The following is a 21858-nucleotide window of genomic DNA, read 5'->3' as shown; positions in this document are numbered from 1 at the left end:
GTCCTTGACCTTCTTCTTGATATAGTTCCGCTGCCTATCAAGTTTTTCACGCTCGACAATCCTGCTAACTCTAATAGTCAACCCATCGTAGTCATAAGAAACATAATCACCTTTGGCAGAAATATGATTAGAAAAAATATGTCCTCCTCCATTGCTTATGGGCTCTTCATCCACGGCAAATATAGACCACTCCATCTCTTCATGGACGTCAAAGGTCAAACGCCCCAGGCATTCCTGGCGAACAGGATCGGCAAACGTATAACTGCCCAACAACAGTAGAATGATCCCCAACACCCACGAATAGAACCTCATGAATTATGCCCCTTATCTTGAGGAGACTGATGGATGGCGACGCTTAAAAAACTATTTCATTGACCATCAAACGCAACTTTGACCGGCGTGCTGTCGCGCACAATCATCACCAGCTCCGAATCTCGATTACCCAACAAACTACGGTCATTGACGTTGGTGCTTCCCACAATCGCCACCCGATCGTCGGCGATCAGTAGCTTGCTGTGCACATAGATCTGCTCGGTTACTACACGGCCATCGAGGGTGTCCCAAGTGCGCAGGTTGAACAGGGGCAGGTGCATATGAAAGAACCAGCCTTTCTCGATACGCCGACAGATCCAGACAAGTTTCCAGGAGCCATCCACCACGCTCCAAGCTCACTACTCATTGGGCCTGATGCTCTCAGTCAACTTGAGAAAACGCGGAATGACTTCCTCCGGCGGCGGTGTGTGCTCGGCCAATCCGTCCTTGCCCTTCTGGAAGGTAATCATGTGCACCGCCAGCAAAGGCCGCGCCAGGCCACCGGTGTGCGCCATGGCAAACCAGGCGCGTTCCCGTTCCCCGGAGTCGGGACGCGGGTCCAGGCGCCAGCCTTCCAGCAAGGTGGCCTTGTCGCCCAGGTAGAATTTCTGCAGTAACTTGGATTTGGTCCATTTTTTGGCGTCGTAGCCAGGGTATAGATCGGTGGTGTAGATGCCAGTGGTGGGCTTGGCGTCGGGATGAGCACGGGAGGCATTGATCATGCTCATGATGACGTTGGGAGTGCGGGTGAAGCGCAGGCTGTTCTTGACCTCAAAGCCAGTTTTACCATCGTCATGGATAAAACCGTAAGGCATGCAGATACCCGGGCCTTTGGGGATCTGGTACAGGTCTCGGGGTTCGAAGCGGGCGATCAGGTCTTTAAAGCGCTGCGATGCGTTTTTACCGGGCTTGCTCATATAAAAATAATAGATGCGTTGGTTACGCAAGAGCAGTGCTTGGAAAGGAAAGGTTTTGCCGCCCAAAAAATACGCCTCAGGAATGCCTAGATCATATTCGTTGATCTTGGCCAAAGGGATTTTACGCTCAACTTTTGCCATATTTTTTTTACGTTCCGCAATAACTTTCTCGACATCCTCTCTATCTTTAGACTTCAGGAGATCTTCCAGCATTCCTTTTTGTAGATCGAGATTTTTTATTAGTTCACGCTGATAGTTTTCGGACTTTCTTATAATTGCATTGCGCTGCACATCAAACTCTTCGCGCGTTACAATTCGACTAATCCTGATAGTTAGTCCATCGTAGTCATAGGAAACATAATCCCCAACAGCACCAATTTTCTTACTAAACATATGCCCTCCACCTTCACCTATATTACTGCGCCCAAAGAAAAAGGTAGACCACTCCACTTCTTCCGGAACATCAAAGATCAAACGCCCCAGGCATTCCTGGCGAACAGGGTCGGCAAACGTATAACTTCCCAACAATAGTAGGATGATCCCCAACACCCACGAATAGAACCTCATAAATTATGCCCCTTATCTTGAGGAGACTGATGAACGGCAACTCTTACAGAGTTACCTTGCTTATCTAAAACATCAGCAATCATGGTCTTATTCAGTCCTGAGTCATTATTTTCACCTCGGGTCCAGTTGAGCGGCAACGCGGTAATAAAACCTTCTACCTCAGTAGGTGGCGAGAAAGACTTCACGCTCGCTAACGTTTTGCTCTTCCAGAATCTTTCTTCATAGGGCATAGGCTCGGACAGCTCACCACCCGCTCCAAGTTTTCTTAAACTTCGATAGATCCATGTTGGCCAAACCGGACAAGGAAAGCCATCTCCATACTCCTTAAGCATATCCGCATCTATAATTTGAAGCAGGCTTATATTCTGCGGAATAAAATCAAATCTTTCGTTATAAAAACTTTCATTTTGACTGGCTCGCTTTTGTACCGCCTGCCACGTCGCCTTCGCCGCCGGTTGATCCAGATACTGTTCAAGCTCAGTAGCCGGCTTAACCGAAGATGGCTTAGTTAAACTCAACGCAAAGTGCTTCCTCCACAAACCCTTGCGCAACTGGCTAATCGCCTGACTTACCTGCTGTTCATGTTGACCATCCAACGCAACTTTGACCGGCGTGCTGTCGCGCACAATCATCGCCAGCTCCGAATCCCGGTTGCCCAGCAAACTACGGTCATTGACGTTGGCACTCCCCACAATCGCCACCCGATCGTCGGCGATCAGTAGTTTGCTGTGCACATAGATCTGCTCGGTGACTACACGGCCATCGAGGGTGTCCCAAGTGCGCAGGTTGAGCAGGGTCAGGTATTGGTTCCAGTCTCGCTGTTGTGAATACACCGGATCACCCGCTATATCTTTACGCTCGATCACCTTCAACGCCTCCTCGGGACTGCACTTGCCCCGAAGTGCCCTGAGTGCCATATGCCGTTGAATACGCTTGACCAGGCTGTGTTCGCCAAACACCAGTGTTTGCATGGTCAGGTGGACCTGGTGCATGACAATCGGGTCATTGAGCTTGCCCTCGGGGTGCACTGGCAGGACCAGGTACACATGAAAGGGCTGGTCATGCTCGATGGCCCGGCCAATCCGATCGGCCAGCGCCTGGACGATAGGGTTACGCAGGCTCTTTTCTTCCCCCAGGTTCTTGCTCAGCCAGCCCATGGCATTGAGTTTCCAGATGTCATAGAAGCTGTTGAGGAACGTGTGGGATTCCTCAGTGGACTCTTCGGCTATCGCCTTGATTTCCCGCCAGTCGATCAGGGCGAAGTCCCGGCCATTGATCGCCTCGCGCAGACCGATACGTTCCACGTAATCCTGTCGCAAGCTATTGGGGTCGCGCAGGCTGGCCATGGGGCCGGATAACAGCACGTCGTCCCGCAACTCTCCCTCATCCCCAAAATCACTCTGGAAAAACTGGTTCTCCATATAGATAAAGTGCCCGGCACTGGAGATCACCTGCAGCATCGCCTTCAGGCAGTTGGCTTGAACACTGGGTGCGCTGATACCCGGTGGCAGGGGTAGATTCAATTGGGCTCTCTGCCGACCCAGGGCCTCTTGTTTGGTCATGACCTCCGAGGCGCTGCGCAGCACTTGCACGCTGACGCCACCACGCCGCGGGTCGGGCTCGGTGGGCAACCATTGCGGTTGATTGATCCACACCGGTTTGGGCTGCGCCAACCGTATCTGCAGTTTGTCATTGGCGTCCAGGTTGTGCTCCAGGCCCGCGCGCTTGGCCATCAGGTTCAGCCATTCCATGACCGCCACCACCACCTTGGCCGGAGTTTCGGCAAGAGGCTGGAGTTCGGCGATATAGGCCTGTTGGCCATTCCAGCGTTCAATGAAGTTGCGCGACAGGTCATACACCGAAGGCCCTTCGATACGACTATGTACGTCCTGCCAGGGCATGCGCGGCTGATAGTCCGCAAGACGCGAGTAGTCCTTCGAGGCCATGGGTTGAGGGCTGTTCAGCAGGTAGTAGTAGGGTGGCTGATCACTCTCCTGGCGCTCTTGCAACTGGGCATAGAAATGCCCGAGTAGCGAGGCGCCCAGTGCCTTGATGCTATCAACCTCTTTCTGCGGCAGGGCCTCGAAGCCCTTCTCGCTGAACATCGCGACAAAACGGCCCAACTCGGTTTCATTCATCCAGCGATGAATCAGTTCGTAACTTCTCAGCCGCAGTACCAAGTGCAGTTGGCCCGTGGCGGCTTCCAGTTCCTGGAGCCACTCATGAACCTGGCTCTTGAGGGGCTCGGCCAAAGGCAGATTGTCCCAATTGGCGAGGATCAGCTCGGCCACCAGGCGAACCATTTCATCGTTCAGGTACTCTTTGGCCTCGGCCAAGGGGTCGAAGGCCCCTACGGTTTCTTTCAGGCTGTTGATTCCACGGGATAACCACTCGGTGGCTGGAAACATCGGGCCGTCGATGAAGTTCTGCACGGCAGCGCCCGTATTCAACACACCTTGGCGGGAGGGCAAAGACACCTCCATGCCCAGCACCGAGACCTTGCCCAACGGTTTGAACAGGTCAAACAGTGTGGCCAGCAATAGACCGTTGCGGCTGACATGCTTGTCCATGTCCATCCACCCCAAGTGTGGAATGCACGGGTTATAGGCATCATTGCCCCGGCGCTCGCGGGCATCGAGGCTGAAATTGTTGTCGTCGCGGCGACCGTAGGCCAGGTCGATACCACCGACGTAGCCGATCTTGTTGTCGATCACCACGCTTTTCTGGTGATGAGAGAAGGTCGAGCCCAAACCTGCCATATCGCTTTGCTGGATGGCTGGCGTACAGAACGCCCGGGCACCGCCCAGACCGAAATTGAGCTGGAAGATCGCCAGCATGGTTTCAAAGTCGTAGGTCCCCAGGCTGCCCGAAGGACTCAGCCAGGGCATGACGAACACCCTGAGCGCCGGCTTGCTTTTGAGCGCCTGATGCAGGCACTGCCACAGGCTGCGCTGGCCATCGAGCAGCACGTCGTAGTTGACCTGCCAGCTGGTGATGAAGATCGACGTCTCGGCCTGGTCGATAGCCACAGCCAAGTCGCGGTAGTAATCATCGCCATTGATGAAGAAACGCACCTGATTGCCACTGCGCTTGGGCGCGAACAGATCATCGCCTTCAATGAAGAAGTCCGGGGCGGAGACGGCCAGCAGGGCTTTGCCGTCATCGGTGTTGATCTGGCTGAGCTCTTTATGACGGATACCGTTATACGGTGCCGGGTTGATTGTCATGCTCAATCCTCCCTGGATTGCAGTTGACGGTAGATATCACCTTCGCAGAGGGTGTCTTGTTGGCTGCGGGCCTGGACCAGGCCTTTGTTGACCAGGCCTTTTTTCAGGCAGCCATGGAAATCCAGGGCCGCCAGCGCGGCCTGTTCCTGCCACGGTGCCGAAGGTTCCTGATGCAGCAGCAGCGCCACCCGCTGCCCGGGATAGCTCAGCCACAGCGGCGTCCCCAGGGCCACGGCGTTCGATAGAACGCGGCGCTGGTCCTCGTCGAGGGTGATACGCCCCTCTTCATCACTGGCTCCCTCCAGCAGTGGAATGTCCTCATCGCCCTCAAAGATTGCCCATGGCGTATAAGCCAGAGGGAAACCTTCATCACCCGGAATGTCGGTCAATTGGATCTTGAAGAAATAATCACGCGGCGCGCTTTCCATTCGCGGGCGCTCCACCCCGGGGCTGGCGCTCTCCAGCAGGTTTCCAGCTCGGTCGGCACCGGCGGGTATGGGGATCCTTGGCATCAGCAAGGCAATACCGGCCCCCTTGCCCGCCGCGCCTCCGGCATTCACCTTGACCTGCGCGCCATTCACGCTGATGCCCCCGGCATCGAGCTTGATAAAGCTGCCCCCGGCTTGCACCGTCAGTTCACTGGCCGCCTCGATCACCATCTTCTGGCCCGCTTGCAGGTGGATCTCGCGGCCGGCCTGGAGCAGTTGTGCGGTGCCCAGTTTGATGTGCTGGTCTTGCGCCACGTTCAGGTGGTCGTCGGCGCGGATTTCGGTTTTGCGGTCGCCGTGGATGGTGCGGTGTTCCTCGGCCTTGAGTTCGCTGTAGCTGTTGGCTTCAACCGTGTCGTGGCGCTCGTGGCCAACGCGAATCTTCTGGTCGTGCTGGATGTTTTCATCCCAGTCGCGCTGGGCGTGGACGAAGATCTGTTCGGCGCCTTGCTTGTCTTCGATGCGCACTTCGTTGAAGCCGGCGCCGCCCGGCGAGCTCAGGGTCTTGAATACGCTGCGGGTCTTGTTGGCCGGCAGTTCATAGGGCGCCGGGTGTTCCTTGTGGTACAGGCAACCGCTGATCAGCGGCTGGTCGGGATCGCCTTCGAGAAAGTCCACCAGCACTTCCATACCGATGCGCGGGATGGCAATGGCGCCGTAGCGGTCGCCGGCCCAGCTGGAGGCGACCCGCAGCCAGCAGCTGGTCCGGTCGTCGCCCTGGCCTTCGCGGTCCCAGTGGAACTGCACCTTGACCCGGCCGTACCGGTCGGTGTGGATCTCTTCTCCTGCCGGGCCGGTGACCACCGCGGTCTGGCTGCTCAGGACCCGGGGCTTGGGGTGCTCCAGCGGCGGGCGAAAGAATACCTCCCAGGGGGTGGCGAGGAAGCGGTTGCGGTAGCCCTGCTGGAAGCCGTCTGCGGTCTCGGTGTCGCTGTTGATCGATTCCTCCAGCACTTGGGGCTGTTTGCCCTCGTGGCTTACCTGGGTCAGCAGCCAGAGGTTGTTCCACTCGCCACGCGGGTGCTCGGCCAACTGCAGAAAGTACCCGCTGACCAGTCGCGGCTCATCGCCCCAGCCTTCGGCTTGCAGGTAATCGGCGCGATGGCGTTCCAGGGCGCGCTGGCTGAGGAACTTGCCCCGTTCGCGATCGGTGAAACGCCCGGGGTAGTCGTAGTCCTCCAGGTCCGGTTGCTGGGTCTGGGCGTCGGGTTTGTAGGCGGCCTCCATTTGCAGGCGCGGCTTTTCGAAGTCGTAGTCGCGCCGGGTGACACGACTGGCGCGGGTTTCCAGGCGCACGCTGAAGCCCTTGATCACCGGCTCGTCCGCCACCAGCCCGCTGCCCTGCACGTAGGCGGTGGGCCGCCCGAGCTTGGGGAACACGCTCTGGTTGTCGCTGAACACCAGCAAATGCGCCTCGCGGCTGTGCTGGAAGTGATAGTGCAGGCCTTCTTCTTCGCACAGGCGCTGGATGAAATGCAGGTCGCTTTCGTCGTACTGCACGCAATAGTCGCGCTCGGGGCACGGGTGCTGGATCTGGAATTGGTAGGCATCGCCGAGGATGCCGTGCTCTTCGAGGATCAGGGCGATGATCTGCGGCGCCGAGAGCTGCTGGAAAATCCGCTGGTTGCTGCGGTGGCGCAGGTAATCCAGCTGCGGCAGCAGCGACAGGCTGTAGCGGCTCAGGCGCTTGCCGACGTCGCCCTGGGCGATGCGCTGGATCAGCCCGTGGATGCCATGGCCCTGGGGGTCGAAGGCGAGAAAGGCTGGTTGGTGCAGCAGGGGTTCGAGGTCGATGAAGGGGCGTTCGCTGACCAGTTGCAGGTCGAAGCGAAACGGCTGGCCGATGGCTTCGGTGCCCTGGAACGAGAGCACCTGGAAGTCGTGCTGGATGCCTTGGATGTCCAGGCTGAAGTGGGTTTGATCGGCAGGGTTGAACATGAGTCGATCCATGACGTATTGCAGCGGGGTCCATTAGCCGAAGCCTTCCAAAGCGATGACAACATCGTCGACTGTGGAGCGATTCGACAAAAACGACCCAGCAACTTAACAAGGAGCGACATATCAGGGTTGCAGGACTTTTCTGAAAGTTCACCCAGACCAATTACCTGGACGGAATCCAGGCCAGCACACCTACCCCCTGCCCCGCATCGACGACCGCCCCAGGCGCCGCCAGCCCAGCACCACCCCGCTGGCGCTGACCAGCAAACCTCCGGCGCTGAAGGCGATCATCCACAGATCCCACAACGGCCGGTTGGCCAGCAGCGGCAGCCAGTCCCAACTGTGCAGCAGGGTGAACAGCCAGCGCGAGGCACGGCGCGGCTGGTCCAGTTGGCCGACGATGGCGCCGGTGTGCAGGTCCAGGTGCAGCCAGGTCTGCGCCGGGTCGTCGAAACGCACCCGCAGCACCGGCAGGCGCTGCTGCAAGTGGCCCATCATGCTTTGCGGTTCCCGGGCGTAGTAATAGAAGTCGTAGGCGGCAAGTTGCTCGACGAGCATCGGTTGCCCTGGTCGGATGGCCCAGGCCGCCTGCTGCAAGGTGCCGGGGTGGAACCGGCGCTGGACCCGATCCCCGGCCATGTCGAAGATCCGCGTACGCCCGGCGCCGTCATAGCCAATCACATACCCCTTGCCGGCGATCATCCGCCACTCCAGTTCCCGGGCCTGCAGGCCGTCATCGGCAAAGCGTTGCAGGACCTGCCCGGCATTCAGCGGGAAGGCCAGGGCGCCCAGTGGACCACCCTGGTACGCCGCCACCGACAAGGGCTGGGCGCTGCTGAAGAGCTTCCACGGGTTCATCGACATCAGGCCACTGAAGATCCAGGTGATCAGCAGCACGCCGAACAGCATGCCCCCCAGGTGATGCCAGCGGGCAAAACCCTGGTACGGCGAGTGCGAGCCGTTGCGGTAGGTGCGCTTGAAGCGCCAGCGCAGCACGCCCACCGCCAGGCCGAGCACCGCCATCAGGGTGGCGGCCAGGGACAGGTAGGTGACGATCGGCCCCCAGGCGCCATCGATGCCGATGCCCCGCAGCGGGTACAGCCAGTGCAGCCAGGCGCCGATCCAGTTCCAGCCGCGTTCACTGGCGGTAGCGTCACGCACCACCTCGCCGGTGGTGCCGGAGATATACAGCAGGCGCCGCTCGGCATCGGCAATGGCCACCCGGTGCAACGGCCGGTCGGCATCCAGGGCCCGGGACAGGCTCCACATGTCTTCCTGCACTACGCCACGATCACGCGCCACCGCTTCGGGGGCGAACTGCCGGGCCGCGGCCAGGGCTTCGACCCTATCGGGGGGCGCCGCCGGCAGGCCGCTGTGGGAGTCGACCGCCACCTTGCGCGGCCCGGGGTATTCAAGGATGTAGCGCGGCTGCCCCGCCACCGTGGTCAGGCGGATGCGGGTGGGCGGCTGGTGCGGATCGGCGGCGTGCAGCACCTGCCCCAGGTCGGCTGGGGCAGGCTCCAGTTGCAGCACCGGCAGGTGGGCCAGGTGCTCGGCCGGGGTCAGCTTGGGGTAGCCGACATACAGCATCACCACCCCGGAAATAAACCACAGGGCCATGAACAGGCAGGCAACGATGCCCAGCCAACGGTGCCAGAGGTACAGGTAACGCTTCATCACGGGCAACTCGCAGATGCGCGGGGCGCCACCGGGCGCCCCGCTGGCTCAGGTTAAAAGCGCGTTTGCAGCGCCAGTTCGAAGGTCCGCGGCGCCCCCAGGTACAGCTGGCTCGGCGCGGTGGTGCGGGCGTAGACCTGATCGGTGAGGTTGCGCACCCGCCCGGTGATCCGCGTATCGGCGTTCACCTGATAGCCGACAAAGGCACCGAAGATCGTGTAGGCCGGCGCGTAGCGGCTGTTGGCCGCATTGGCGTACATCGAAGACACGTAGCGGGCGTCGCTGCCCACCTGCCAGGACGGCGCCAGGTCATAGGTCAGCCACAGGTTGCCGACCTTGTCCGGGGTGTTGGTAGGCCTGTTGCCCTTGCGCGATACCGGGCGCCCGCCGACGTTTTCATAGAACTCGTCGTATTGGGCATCGACGTAGGCGAAGTTGCCTTCGGCCAGCAGCCTGGGCGTCACCCGCAGCGACGCCGCCAGTTCCACGCCCCGGGAAGACTGCTGCCCCACCGGTTGGCTGCTGCCGGGGTTGCTCGGGTCGGCGGTGGACAGGTTATTGCGCTCGATGCGGTAGGCGGCCAGGGTCGCCGAACCGCGGCCGTCGAGGAAATCGAACTTGCTGCCGACCTCCCACTGGTTGCTGGTGCTCAGGTCGAAGTCGCGCACCTGACCATAGCTGGCGGTGGTCAGGATGCCCGCCGGCGGGTCGGCGGCGGTGCTGTATTGCACGTACACGTTGGCCGCCGGGGTCAGCTCGTAGACCAGCCCCAGGCGCCCGGTGGTCGGGCGGTACTTACGCTGGAAAAACGCCGGGTTGGCCTCGGTGACGGCGCGGTAGTTGGTCACTTGCAGGTCGATCTGGTCGTGGCGCAGGCCGCTGAGCAGGGACAGGCGCTCGCTCAGTTGCAGGCGGTTTTCCAGGAACAGGGCCCAGGTGTCCACCTGGTTGCGGCGGTTCTTGTCGAAGCCGCGCTGCATGCCGGGCAGGTCCCAGAAGCTGCCCGGGTCGAAATCGCCCGGATCAACGCCGGGCAGTGAGCCCGACACCGAGCGCGGGAAGTTGCTCATCACGTTGTGGCTGTAGTCGATGCCCACCGACCATTGGCTGTCCAGGCCGAACAGCGTGTTGTGATGCAGCAGCTCGAAGCGGTTGCCGTTGAGTTCCTGGGCGTGGCGCTGGAGCAGGATGCCGGAACGCACCACCTGGCTGTTGTCGCTGTTGTAGGCGTAGGTCTCCAGGTTGCGGTATTCGCGGTCGGCGTTGTAGTGGTACAGGGTGTTGCGCAGCGAAGTACGCTCATCGACCTGATAGTCGATGAGCGAGCGCAACCACTGCACCCGCTGTTCGTAACGCCCATCGCGGACGTTGTAGTTCTCGAAGCGCCGGCTCTTGTCCACCTCCATCTTGCCCCCCAGCGGGTTCAGCGCCGGGGTGCCCCAGTAGGGGCTGTCGACGCGCTCGTCCTGGTACTCGTAGGCCAGGGTGTGGGACAGCTGGTCGTTGAAGTCCGTCAGCAGGGAGAAGGCCGTGGTCCAGGCGTCGCGCTGTTCACGGTCGACATAACCGTTGCTGGTGGTGTGGCTGAGGTCCAGGCGCGCGTAATGCCGCGGGCCGGCCCCCTCGTTCAGCGCGTGGTTGAAGCCGAAGGAGGTTTCAGTGCTGTCGTAGGAGCCATAGCTGACCCGCCCTTCATTGAACGACTCGGTGCGCGACGGCAGCTTGGTGATGTAGTTGATCGAACCGCCCACCGCGCCGGCGCCGTAGAGAAAGCTCGACGGCCCGCCGACGGCCTCGACCCGGTCGTAGATCCAGCTGTCCACCGGGCGCGCGGCGATGGAGTCGTACTGCACGCTGATGCCATTGAACAATTGGGTGATCTGCGCCCCGGAGAAGCCGCGATAGGACACGAAGCCCGGTACCCCGGGGGACGAGGCCGCGTTCATCCCCGGCACGCTGGCCAGGATGTCCTGGGTATTGGCGGCGCCGCGCTGCTCGATCTGCTGGCGGTTGACCACACTGACCGAAGCCGGGGTTTCCCGGGGCGTCAGGCCCAGGCGCGAACCGGTGCTGCCCTGGGTATCGAGTTGCAGGCCGACCTTGCGTTCTTCGTCGGTGCTGATGCGCATCTGCGGCAACTCCAGCGGGGAGTCGGCCAGGGCATTGAACGACAGGGCACAGCACAGCGCCGCGCAGTGGGGGGAGCGATTGAGGTGTTTCATGGACTCGGACTCGAAAAAAAATCATCGAACAGCGTCCGGCAGCAGTCGCCGGAGCGACCGTGCAGCTAGTGCCGGAGGACGAGAAAGCGCGACCGTCTGATGACGGTCGCCGGAGCGAGTCAGCCCAGAGGAGGTGCCCGGGGATTGAGCGCAGGCCAGCAAGAGCGCGGCGGCGCCTTGCTGCGCTGCTCGCCCCCCAGCCGTGGCGGGCGTTGGCGGCGCAGCATCCAGCCCAGGCAAAACAGCAGCGCGATGCCCAGGCTCACGGCCGAGCACAATGGGCACATGAACGTGCTCAACCCACCGGCGGCGGCCTGATCGCTGAAGTCGCCGTCCAGGGCCGGGCCCGGGTTGCCCATGGCGGAACAGAACTGCCCGCCGACGCCATTGAGCTCCAGCCCGGCCATCTGCCCGTGGCCCAGGCCACAGACGAACACGTTGAACAGCACGCAGAAATACAGCGTCCAGGCAATGTGGGGGCGATGGGGGGAGGCATGGGTCATGGCGGCAAGATTAACAGTGAAAAAAGCGGCGGAAAATCACCCATGCAGGGCAAGCGAGACTCATGGGCCTGCCAGCGGTGAGGTTGTGGCAAGCTTTATAGCCGACTCCCGAAGAGTGCAGTGTCGGACCAGAACTAAAAAGAAGGTGCATCGCCTCACCTTCAAAGCAGCTCCCAGCCCATACGGTCCCTGTAGCCGCTGCCGCAGGCTGCGAACGACTGCGAAGCAGGCGCCGCTCTTGAGAGCGCTGAAGGTCCTGCGGCCCTTGTCGCAGCCTCGCAAGCTCGGCAGCGGCTACAAGCAGCGTCACCCTTCATCCTTATCGCCAGGCTATGTGCCCCAGCGCACAGACAACCCTCGCCTCTGCCCGGCAACCTCAAGGTTGCAGATTTTTGCCTGACACGCTCGTCGCGACGGTGCCTCGATTTGACCGCACGCCCCGCTCCCGGCCCTCCCTCGCACCCCGTGCCGAGGGACGGCTCTGTTATGCCAAGGAAAACATGGACAGTCATTGGACCCACGCATTCCTGAGGTTCTGGCGGCTGCCCGCCGCCCGATACGGCCAATGGAAGGCCTCGCGCAACAGCGTCGAATACCAGGCGCCGCTGCGCTCGGAATTGTTCAGCACTGAACAGATGGCCCGCCACGGCACCCTGCTGGCGCAACAGCATCGCCTGAGCCCGAGCCGCACCCCGGACTGGCTGCTGGCCCGCCTGGCGGACAACGCCAGCGCCCTGGCCAGTTGCTGCAAGAGCCTGACCGCCGCCACCCACGCCTCACCCCGGGCCACCCCCGCCGCGGAATGGCTGCTGGACAACTACTACCTGCTGGAAGAACAGATCCGCATCACCCGCACCCACCTGCCCCGGGGCTACAGCCGGCAGTTGCCGCGCCTGGCCAACGGCCAGTCGGCGGGCCTGCCGCGGGTCTATGACATCGCCCTGGAAACCATTTCCCACGGCGACGGCCGGGTCGACACCGACAGCCTGGGGCGCTTCGTCGACAGCTACCAGAGCGTCACCCCGCTGATGCTCGGCGAGCTATGGGCAATCCCCATCATGCTGCGCCTGGCCCTGATCGAGAACCTGCGCCGGGTGGCCTTCCGGGTCATGGCCAACTGGAGCGAACGCAACCTGGCCAACGACTGGGCCGACCGCCTGATGGAAACCGCCGAGCAGGACGCCAAGAGCGTGGTGCTGGCGGTGGCCGACATGGCCCGCTCGGCACCGCCCATGACCGCCGCCTTCGTCGCCGAGCTGGCGCGTCGCCTGCAAGGACAGAACGCGGCCCTGGTGCTGCCCCTGGCGTGGATCGAGCAACTGCTGGGGGAAACCGGGCTGAACATCGAGCGCCTGGTGCAGCTCGACGCCCAGCAGCAGGCCGCCGACCAGGTCTCCATCAGCAACAGCATCTCCAGCCTGCGCCTGCTCTCGGCCAGCAACTGGCGCGAGTTCGTCGAGCTGATGAGCCGGGTCGAACAGGTACTGGAACAGGACCCCGCGGGGGTCTACCGACGCATGGATTTCGCCACCCGCGACCATTACCGCCATGTGCTCGAACGCCTGGCCCGGCACTGCCGCCACAGTGAAGAACAGGTGGCCCGCCAGTGCATCGAGCTGGCCCGCGCCCAGTACCGCGCCGAGGCGCCGGAAGCCGTGGCCGGCCACGTCGGTCACTACCTGATCGGCGCTGGCCGGCGCACCCTGGAACAGCAGATCGGCGCCCGAGTCCCCCTGGCTGAACGTGGCCGCCGCCTGCTGACCCAGGCGCCCCTGGGCTTTTTCCTGGTGCCGGTGATCCTGCTCTCGGCCCTGTTCGCCTGGCCCTTCCTCAGTGCCCTGTATCAGGAAGCGACTTCCGGCCACTACTGGCTGGGGCTGTTGGCGGTGCCGGCGCTGCTGCTCGCCAGCCGGCTGGCCATCGGCCTGATCAACGGCCTGGTGACCCTGACCGTGGCCCCCGGCATCCTGCCGCGCCTGGACTACAGCGAAGGCATTGCTCCCCGAGCCCGGACCCTGGTGGCGGTGCCCTGCCTGATCGGCTGCACGGCGGATGTCGAGGAGCTGGTGGAAGGGCTGGAAGTGCGCTTCCTGGCCAACCGCGACGCCCAGCTGTATTTCGCCCTGCTCAGCGACTTTCTCGACGCCCCCAGCGAAACCCTGGACGCCGATGCCAGCCTGCTGATGCTGGCCCGGCAACGGATCGAGGCGCTGAACCTGAAGTACCCCGAAGAAGCCGTGGAGCGCTTCTACCTGCTGCACCGGCCACGCCTGTGGAACCCGGCGGAACATTGCTGGATGGGCCACGAACGCAAGCGCGGCAAGCTCGAAGACCTCAATGCCCTGCTGCGCGGCCGGGGTCGGGAGCGTTTTTCGCTGATCGTCGGCGATATCCAGGCACTGCCTGAAATCACCTACGTGATCACCCTGGACAGCGACACCCAGTTGCCCCGGGACGTGGCCCAGCAATGCGTGGGGGCCATGGACCACCCCCTGAACCGGCCCCTGGCCGACCCGTTGAGCGGGCGCATCGTCAGCGGCTACGGGATTCTCCAGCCGCGGGTCGGCATCAGTCTGTCGAGCACCGCCCGTTCGGCCTATGCCCGGCTGTTCGCCAGCGACGCCGGGATCGACCCCTATACCCGCGCCGTATCGGACGTCTATCAGGACCTGTTCCAGGAAGGCTCCTTCGTCGGCAAGGGCATCTATGCCGTAGACACCTTCGAGCAGACCCTGGGCGGGCGCTTCGCCGACAACCGGATCCTCAGCCATGACCTGATCGAGGGCTGCTACGCCCGCTCCGGGCTGCTCAGCGATGTGCAGCTGTTCGAGGAATACCCGGCCCGCTACAGCGCCGACGTCAAGCGCCGCCAGCGCTGGATCCGCGGTGACTGGCAACTGCTGCCGTGGCTCCTGCCCTGGTCGCCCAAGGCCGGTGGAGGCCTGGAAAGCAATCGCCTGAGCCCCCTGGCGCGCTGGAAGATCCTCGACAACCTGCGCCGCAGCCTCGAGCCCATGGCCCTGCTGGGCATGCTGCTGTGGGGCTGGCTGGGGGCCACCCACCCCGTGGCCTGGACCCTGGCGGTGCTGATTCTGCTGCTGGTGCTGCCGCTGTCGGCGGCCTTTCGCGAGCTGCTGGAAAAGACCCCGGATGTGCCCCTGCAACAACACCTGGTGGCCGCCTTGGGCACAGCCGGCCAGCACCTGTGCCGGGCGCTGCTGCCCCTGGCCTGGCTGCCCCATGAGGTGGCCTACAGCCTGGGTGCCCTAGGCCGCGCGCTATGGCGCATGAGCATCAGCAAGGAGTATCGCCTGCAATGGCAACCGTCCCGGGAAGCCGAACGCGGCCCCGATGACAGCCTGCTGGAGCTCTACCGGCGGATGTGGGTCGGCCCGGCCCTGGCGTTGCTCCTGGCCGGGCTGTCGTGGCCGCGCCCACAGTTGCTGGTGGCCGTGCCCCTGCTGCTGGCCTGGCTGGCCGGCCCGGCCCTGGCCTGGTGGCTGAGCCGCCCCGCCAGCCAGGTGGCCTTCGTGCCCAACACGGGCCAGCGGCGTTTCCTGCAGAGCCTGGCCCGCCGCACCTGGGCCTTTTTCGACCAGTACGTCGGCCCCCAGGACAACTGGCTGGCCCCGGACAACCTGCAGGAGCAACCCCAGCAGCGGGTAGCCCATCGCACGTCCCCCACCAACCTGGGCCTGGCCCTGCTGGCGCACCTGGCGGCCCATGACTTCGGCTACCTGAGCAGCAGCCGGCTGCTGCAGCGCCTGGAACGGATGCTCGCCAGCATGGGCCGGCTGGAGCGCTATCGCGGGCACTTCTACAACTGGTACGACACCCAGAGCCTGGAGCCTTTGCCACCGCGCTATGTGTCCACGGTGGACAGCGGCAACCTGGCCGGGATGCTGCTGACCCTGCGCCCGGGCTTGCAGGGCCTGAGGGACAGCCCGCCGTCCCCGGTGCAGATCGCCAACGGCCTGCTGGACTGCCTCGACGTGCTCCAGGACGCACTCACCGCAGCGGGTCAGGACACCGCGGCTGTGCTGCGCTGGCGCCTGGAAACCCGCGCCGTGCATGAACACCTGAGCCTGCATGCCGGGGTCAGCGCCGAGGGCCTGCTGGGCCTGTTGCAACGCATTGGCGAGAGCGCCGCCGACTCCCACGGCGAGGCATCCGATGACAGCGCCTTCTGGCACCAGGCGCTGACCGCGCAATGTCGCGACCTGCATGACGAATTGCTCTGGCGCACCCCACCGCCCATGGCCGACGGTCGCCGCTTCGGCCTCCTCAGTTGGCGCCAGCTGGCCGAGCTGGACACCGACTATTGGCTGCCCCGGCACCATGGGCGGATCGCCGCGCTACGGGAACTGGCGCTGGAACGCTGTACCGCGGTGAACCAGTTGCTGGAGCAGGTGACCGGCATGGCGCAGATGGATTTCGGCTTCCTCTACGACACCCGGCGCCATCTGCTGGTGATCGGCTACAACGCCGACGAGCACCGCCTGGATGCCGGCTACTACGACCTCTTGGCCTCGGAAGTGCGCCTGACCCATTTTGTCGCCATCGCCCAGGGGCAGTTGCCCCAGGAAAGCTGGTTTGCCCTCGGCCGCCTGCTCACCAGCAGCGCCGGTACCCCGGTGCTGCTGTCTTGGACCGGTTCGATGTTCGAATACCTGATGCCGATGCTGGTGATGCCCAGTTACCAGGGCACCCTGCTGGACCAGACCTGCCACGCCGCCGTGGCCCTGCAGATCGAGCACGGCCAGCAACTGGGCCTGCCCTGGGGCGTGTCCGAGTCGGGCTACAACACCCTCGACAGCCAGTTCAACTACCAGTACCGGGCGTTCGGCGTGCCGGGGCTGGGGCTCAAGCGTGGCCTCGGCGCGGAACGGGTGGTGGCGCCCTACGCCAGCGTCCTGGCGCTGATGGTGGCGCCCCAGGCAGCCTGCCAGAACCTGCAGCGCCTGGCCCAGCTGGGCCTGCAGGGCCGCTTCGGCCTCTATGAAGCCGTGGACTACACCGAGTCGCGCCTGCCCCGGGGCCAGAACCATGCCGTGGTGCAATCGTTCATGGCCCACCACCAGGGCATGAGCCTGCTGTCCCTGGCATGGCTGCTGCTGGACCAGCCCATGCAGCGGCGCTTCGAATCCGACCCGCAGTTCCAGGCCATCGCCCTGCTGTTGCAGGAACGAGTGCCGAAAACCGCCGCCCAGTACCTGCATGCCGCCGGCGCCCCGGCGGCCGACGAAGCCGCCCGGGCCCACGAGAACAAACTGCGGGTGTTCGCCGACCCGGACCGCAAGCGCCCGGCGGTGCAACTGCTTTCCAACGGCCACTACCACGTCATGCTCAGCAGCGCCGGCGGCGGCTACAGCCGCTGCAACGAGCTGGCGGTGACCCGCTGGCACGAAGACCCGACCCGCGATCACTGGGGCCAGTTCTGCTACCTGCGGGACGTGGCCAGCGGCACGTTCTGGTCCGCCGCCTACCAGCCGACCCGAGGCCGCCCTTCAAGCTTCGAGGCGATCTTCACCGACGCCCGGGCCGAATTCCGCGTGCGTGAACAGGACTTCGACAGCCACACGGAAATCGTCGTGTCCCCCGAAGACCCCATCGAGCTGCGCCGTCTGCACATCTGCAACCGCGCCCGGGTACGCCGCAGCATCGAGCTCACCAGCTACGCCGAAGTGGTGCTGGCCCCGGCTCCAAGCGATGCCGCCCACCCGGCCTTCAGCAACCTGTTCATCGAGACCGAACTGCTGCCCGATTGGCAGGCCATCGTCTGCAGCCGCCGGCCACGTTCCCAGGAGCAGCCGGTGCCCTGGATGTGCCACCTGCTGGCGGCCCACGGCGTGGACATCGACGCGATTTCCTACGAAACCGACCGCGCGCGCTTTATCGGCCGTGGCCGCGACCTGGCCGCGCCCCAGGCCCTGGACCCGCAGACCGAACGGCTCTCGGGCAGCGCCGGGCCGGTGCTCGACCCGATCGTGGCGATCCGCTGCCGGATCACCCTCGACCCCGGCCAGAGCGCCACCATCGACCTGGTGACCGGGGTCGCCGAAAGCCGTGAACACTGCCTGCAACTGATCCACAAATACCGCGACCGGCACCTGGCGGACCGGGTCTTCGACCTGGCCTGGACCCACAGCCAGGTGCTGTTGCGCCAGCTCAACGCGTCCCTGGCCGAGGCCCGGCTGTTCCAGCAGATGGCAGCTTCGCTGCTCTACGCCAACGCCACCCTGCGCGCCGACAACAGCCTGCTGCAGGCCAACCGGCGCAGCCAGTCCGGGCTCTGGGGCCAGGGCATTTCCGGCGACCTGCCGATCGTCCTGCTGCAAGTGGGCGACCTGGCCAACATTGCCCTGGTGCAGCAGTTGATCAAGGCCCACGCCTACTGGCGGCAAAAAGGCCTGGCGGTGGACCTGGTGATCTGGAACGAGGACCAGGCGGGTTACCGCCAGCAGCTCCAGGACCTGATCATGGGCCTGGTGACCTCCGGCAGCGAAGCCAGCTTGATCGACCGCCCGGGGGGCATCTTCGTGCGCCCGGCCCAGCAACTGTCCGGCGAGGATCGCACGCTGATGCTGGCGGTGGCGCGCCTGGTGGTCAGCGACAGCCGCGGCAGCCTCGCCGAACAAGTCCACCGGCGCCGCGCCGACCCTTCGCTGCCGCGCCTGGAAGCGCCCCTGGTACGCCTGCCACCACCCGCCAGCCGAGCCAGCACCGCTGCAGCGCCAGAGCTGATCCTGGAAACCCCCTACGGCGGTTTCAGCAGCGACGGCCGTGAATACCTGATCACCCTCAACCCCGGGCAGCCGACGCCCGCGCCCTGGGCCAACGTGCTCGCCAACCCGCTGTTCGGCACGGTGATTTCGGAAACCGGCGGCGCCTACAGCTGGCGTGAGAACGCCCACGAATACCGCCTCAGCCCGTGGCACGACGACCCGGTCAGTGACCCCAGCGGCGAGGCCCTGTACCTGCGCGACGAAGACAGCGGGCGGGTCTGGTCGCCCACTCCCCAGCCCTGCCCCGGAAGCGGCAGCTACCGCACCCGCCACGGCTTCGGCTACAGCGTCTTCGAGCATGAAGAGGACGGCATCCACAGCGAGCTCACGGTTTATGTGGCGCTGCAGGCGCCGATCAAGTTCTCGCGGCTGAAGATCCGCAACCTCAGCGGTCGGCCACGGCGCTTGTCGGCCACCTTCTATGTGGAATGGGTGCTGGGAGAGTCCCGCAGCCGCTCGGCCATGCACGTGGTCAGCGAAAGCGACCCGGTGAGCGGCGCACTGTTCGCCCGCAACCCCTACAACATGGAGTTTTCCGGGCACGTGGCGTTTCTCGATACGGACGCCGAGGTCAGCAGCTTCACCGGCGATCGCAGTGAGTTCATCGGCCGCAACGGCAGCCTCGCGGCGCCGGCAGCGTTGACTCGGGGGCGCCTGTCCGGGCGCTCCGGTGCCGGTTTCGACCCCTGCGCGGCGATGCAGGTGAGCCTGGAACTGGAGGACGGCCAGAGCCGGGAGGTGCTGTTCCGCCTGGGGGCCGAAGTGGATGCCAAGGCCGCCACCCGCCGGGTCCTGCAGTACCGCGGCAGCCAGATGGCGCAGGCCGAGCTTGCGGCCGTGCACCAGCATTGGCAGCGCAGCCTCGGCGCGGTACAGGTGCGCACACCGGACCCGGCCATCGACGTCATGGCCAACGGCTGGCTGATGTACCAGACCATTGCCTGCCGCTTCTGGGCCCGCAGCGGTTTCTACCAGTCCGGCGGTGCCATCGGCTTTCGCGACCAGTTGCAGGACAGCATGGCGATGATCCACGCCGAGCCGGCCCTGGCCCGCGAGCACCTGTTGCTGTGCGCCGCCCACCAGTATCCCGAGGGCGACGTCCAGCACTGGTGGCACCCGCCACAGAATCGCGGGGTGCGCACCGGCTGCTCCGATGATTTCCTGTGGCTGCCCCTGGCCACCAGCCGCTATGTACAGATCACCGGCGACCACAGCGTGCTGGAGGTCGAAGTGGGTTACCTGGAAGGCCGCCTGCTCAATTCCGGGGAAGAATCCTACTACGACCTGCCCCAGGCCAGCGGGCTGCGGGAAAGCCTCTACCTGCACTGCCGGCGCGCCATCGAGCACGGCCAGCGGCGCGGGGTCCACGGCTTGCCGCTAATGGGCACCGGGGACTGGAACGACGGCATGAACCGAGTCGGTGAACACGGCCTGGGGGAAAGCGTGTGGCTAGGCTTCTTCGGCCATGAAGTGCTGCAACGCTTTGCCGTCACCGCCGAGCAGCACCAGGACCCGGACTTCGCCCGGGAGTGCCGCGCCCAGGCCCTGGCCTTGCGCGCCGCCCTCGACAGCCAGGCCTGGGACGGCCAGTGGTATCGCCGCGCCTGGTTCGACGATGGCCAGATCCTGGGCAGCGCCAGCAACCAGGAGTGCCGCATCGACTCCATCGCCCAGAGCTGGTCGGTGCTGTCCGGCGCCGCCAGCGATGCCCGCCAGCACCAGGCCATGGCCTCCCTGGATCAGCACCTGGTGCGTCGCGACAGCGGCGTGGTGCTGCTGCTCGACCCACCTTTCGCCCACAGCTCCCTGGACCCGGGCTACATCAAGGGCTACGTGCCCGGGGTGCGGGAAAATGGCGGCCAGTACACTCATGCCGCGGTCTGGGCCAGCATGGCCTTCGCCCGCCTGGGGGACAGTGCCCGGGCCTGGGAGCTGCTGCACATGATCAACCCGGTAAGCCGGCGCAGTGCCGAACAGGTCGCCACCTACCGGGTCGAGCCCTACGTGATGGCCGCCGACGTCTATGGCGTGGCGCCCCACACCGGGCGCGGCGGCTGGAGCTGGTACACCGGTTCGGCGGGCTGGACTTACCGGCTGATCGTCGAGTCGCTGCTGGGCCTGCGCCGCGAAGGCCAGAGCCTGTACATCGAACCGGTGATCCCGGCGCATTGGCCGGGCTACAGCCTGGACTATCGGTTCGGCGAGACGCTCTACCGTATTGAAGTGCGGCAGAACCCCGGCGCCACCCTCAGCCTGAGCCTGGACGGCCGGCCGCTGGTGGGGCTGGCCATACCGCTGCTGGATGACGGCAGTACGCGCCGGGTGCTGCTCACCTGGCCCGCCGCCCTGCCCGCGCAGGCCGGGCATACCCCGACAGCGACCCATACGGAGCCGGCACCATGACAGACACCCGGCCACACCCTGGACTACCCTGAGTGAGCGCTGACGCCTTGCCATCCGGTGGTTCTGAGATGTTCGACAACCTTGGGCACGGGCCCAATCACTTGCTCAATGCACTGCCGGCGGCGGTGCAGGAGCGCCTGCTGCCCCACCTCAAGCCGGTGGCCCTGGGCCTGGGCCAGGTGCTCTACGAGTCCGGGGACATACCGCGCCACGTGTACTTCCCCACCGATGCAGTGGTGTCGTTGCTGTACCTGATGGAAAACGGCGCCTCGGCGGAAATCGCCGTGGTGGGCAACGAAGGGCTGGTGGGGGTGGCCCTGGTCATGGGCGGCGAAAGCACCACCAGCCGGGCCATCGTGCAGAGCGCCGGGCACGCCTTGCGCCTGCCCGGCCAGCGCCTCAAGGACGAGTTCAACCGCCACGGCGAAATGCTCCTGCTGATGCTGCGCTACACCCAGTCGCTGATCACCCAGATGGCCCAGACCGCGGTGTGCAACCGCCACCACTCCATCGACCAGCAACTGTGCCGCTGGCTGCTGCTGTCTTTGGACCGGCTGCCGGGCAACCAGCTGGTGATGACCCAGGAGCTGATCGCCAACATGCTCGGGGTGCGTCGCGAAGGCGTGACCGAAGCCGCGGGCAAACTGCAGCGCCAGGGCATCATCGAATACAGCCGCGGCCGGATCAATGTGCTTGACCGGCCGCGGCTGGAACAGCACAGCTGCGAGTGCTATGGGGTGGTGCGCAAGGAAACCGAGCGCTTGCTGCCGTACCTGCCTGGCAGCAAGCGCGCCGATCCGGACTGAAACGGGCGTGGGT

Annotated in this window: 9 protein-coding genes and 1 pseudogene; 2 read left to right on the top strand and 8 right to left on the bottom strand. The window is 64.1% G+C overall.

What is annotated here, in order from left to right:
- From BLS75_RS31020 to BLS75_RS30985, 8 genes and pseudogenes are all read right to left on the bottom strand, one after another.
- A pseudogene (locus tag BLS75_RS31020) lies at window positions 1–312 on the bottom strand (hypothetical protein); the annotation flags it as partial.
- Between the two features lie 56 nt (window positions 313–368).
- Window positions 369–593, bottom strand: coding sequence for a phospholipase D-like domain-containing protein (locus tag BLS75_RS31015; protein WP_092215018.1), 225 nt, complete (start codon window positions 591–593; stop codon window positions 369–371).
- A gap of 78 nt (window positions 594–671) precedes the next feature.
- A complete protein-coding gene (locus BLS75_RS32670) occupies window positions 672–1796 on the bottom strand; it encodes a hypothetical protein (RefSeq protein ID WP_239690699.1) in 1125 nt (374 codons plus the stop codon).
- Window positions 1793–5023, bottom strand: a complete 3231-nt coding sequence (locus BLS75_RS31005) for a phospholipase D-like domain-containing protein (RefSeq protein ID WP_092215012.1) — start codon at window positions 5021–5023, stop codon at window positions 1793–1795. Before BLS75_RS31005 ends, BLS75_RS32670 begins: the two co-directional genes overlap by 4 nt.
- Before the next feature lie 2 nt (window positions 5024–5025).
- Complete coding sequence (tssI, locus tag BLS75_RS31000) at window positions 5026–7449, bottom strand: type VI secretion system Vgr family protein (protein WP_072452598.1); 2424 nt, start codon at window positions 7447–7449, stop codon at window positions 5026–5028.
- A 192-nt stretch (window positions 7450–7641) separates the two neighbouring features.
- Window positions 7642–9126: a PepSY domain-containing protein gene (locus BLS75_RS30995; RefSeq protein ID WP_072452596.1), complete on the bottom strand. Its 1485-nt coding sequence runs from the start codon at window positions 9124–9126 to the stop codon at window positions 7642–7644.
- A 53-nt stretch (window positions 9127–9179) separates the two neighbouring features.
- A complete protein-coding gene (locus tag BLS75_RS30990; protein WP_072452593.1) occupies window positions 9180–11348 on the bottom strand; it encodes a TonB-dependent receptor in 2169 nt (722 codons plus the stop codon).
- Between the two features lie 119 nt (window positions 11349–11467).
- Complete coding sequence (locus BLS75_RS30985; protein WP_053152829.1) at window positions 11468–11851, bottom strand: DUF2946 family protein; 384 nt, start codon at window positions 11849–11851, stop codon at window positions 11468–11470.
- 500 nt (window positions 11852–12351) lie between these two features.
- Here BLS75_RS30985 and BLS75_RS30980 point away from each other — a divergent pair, with 500 nt between their 5' ends.
- Both BLS75_RS30980 and BLS75_RS30975 read left to right on the top strand, forming a co-directional pair.
- Window positions 12352–21039, top strand: a complete 8688-nt coding sequence (locus BLS75_RS30980; protein WP_072452592.1) for a glycoside hydrolase family 94 protein — start codon at window positions 12352–12354, stop codon at window positions 21037–21039.
- A gap of 68 nt (window positions 21040–21107) precedes the next feature.
- Window positions 21108–21845 carry a Crp/Fnr family transcriptional regulator gene (locus BLS75_RS30975; RefSeq protein ID WP_053159563.1) on the top strand — a complete coding sequence of 246 codons (738 nt, stop codon included), beginning with the start codon at window positions 21108–21110 and terminating at the stop codon, window positions 21843–21845.
- Window positions 21846–21858 lie beyond the last annotated feature (13 nt).

It is taken from the genome of Pseudomonas sp. NFPP12 (genome assembly GCF_900103205.1).
Taxonomy (GTDB): Bacteria; Pseudomonadota; Gammaproteobacteria; order Pseudomonadales; family Pseudomonadaceae; genus Aquipseudomonas; species Aquipseudomonas protegens.
This window is presented reverse-complemented; position numbering and strand designations above follow the sequence as displayed.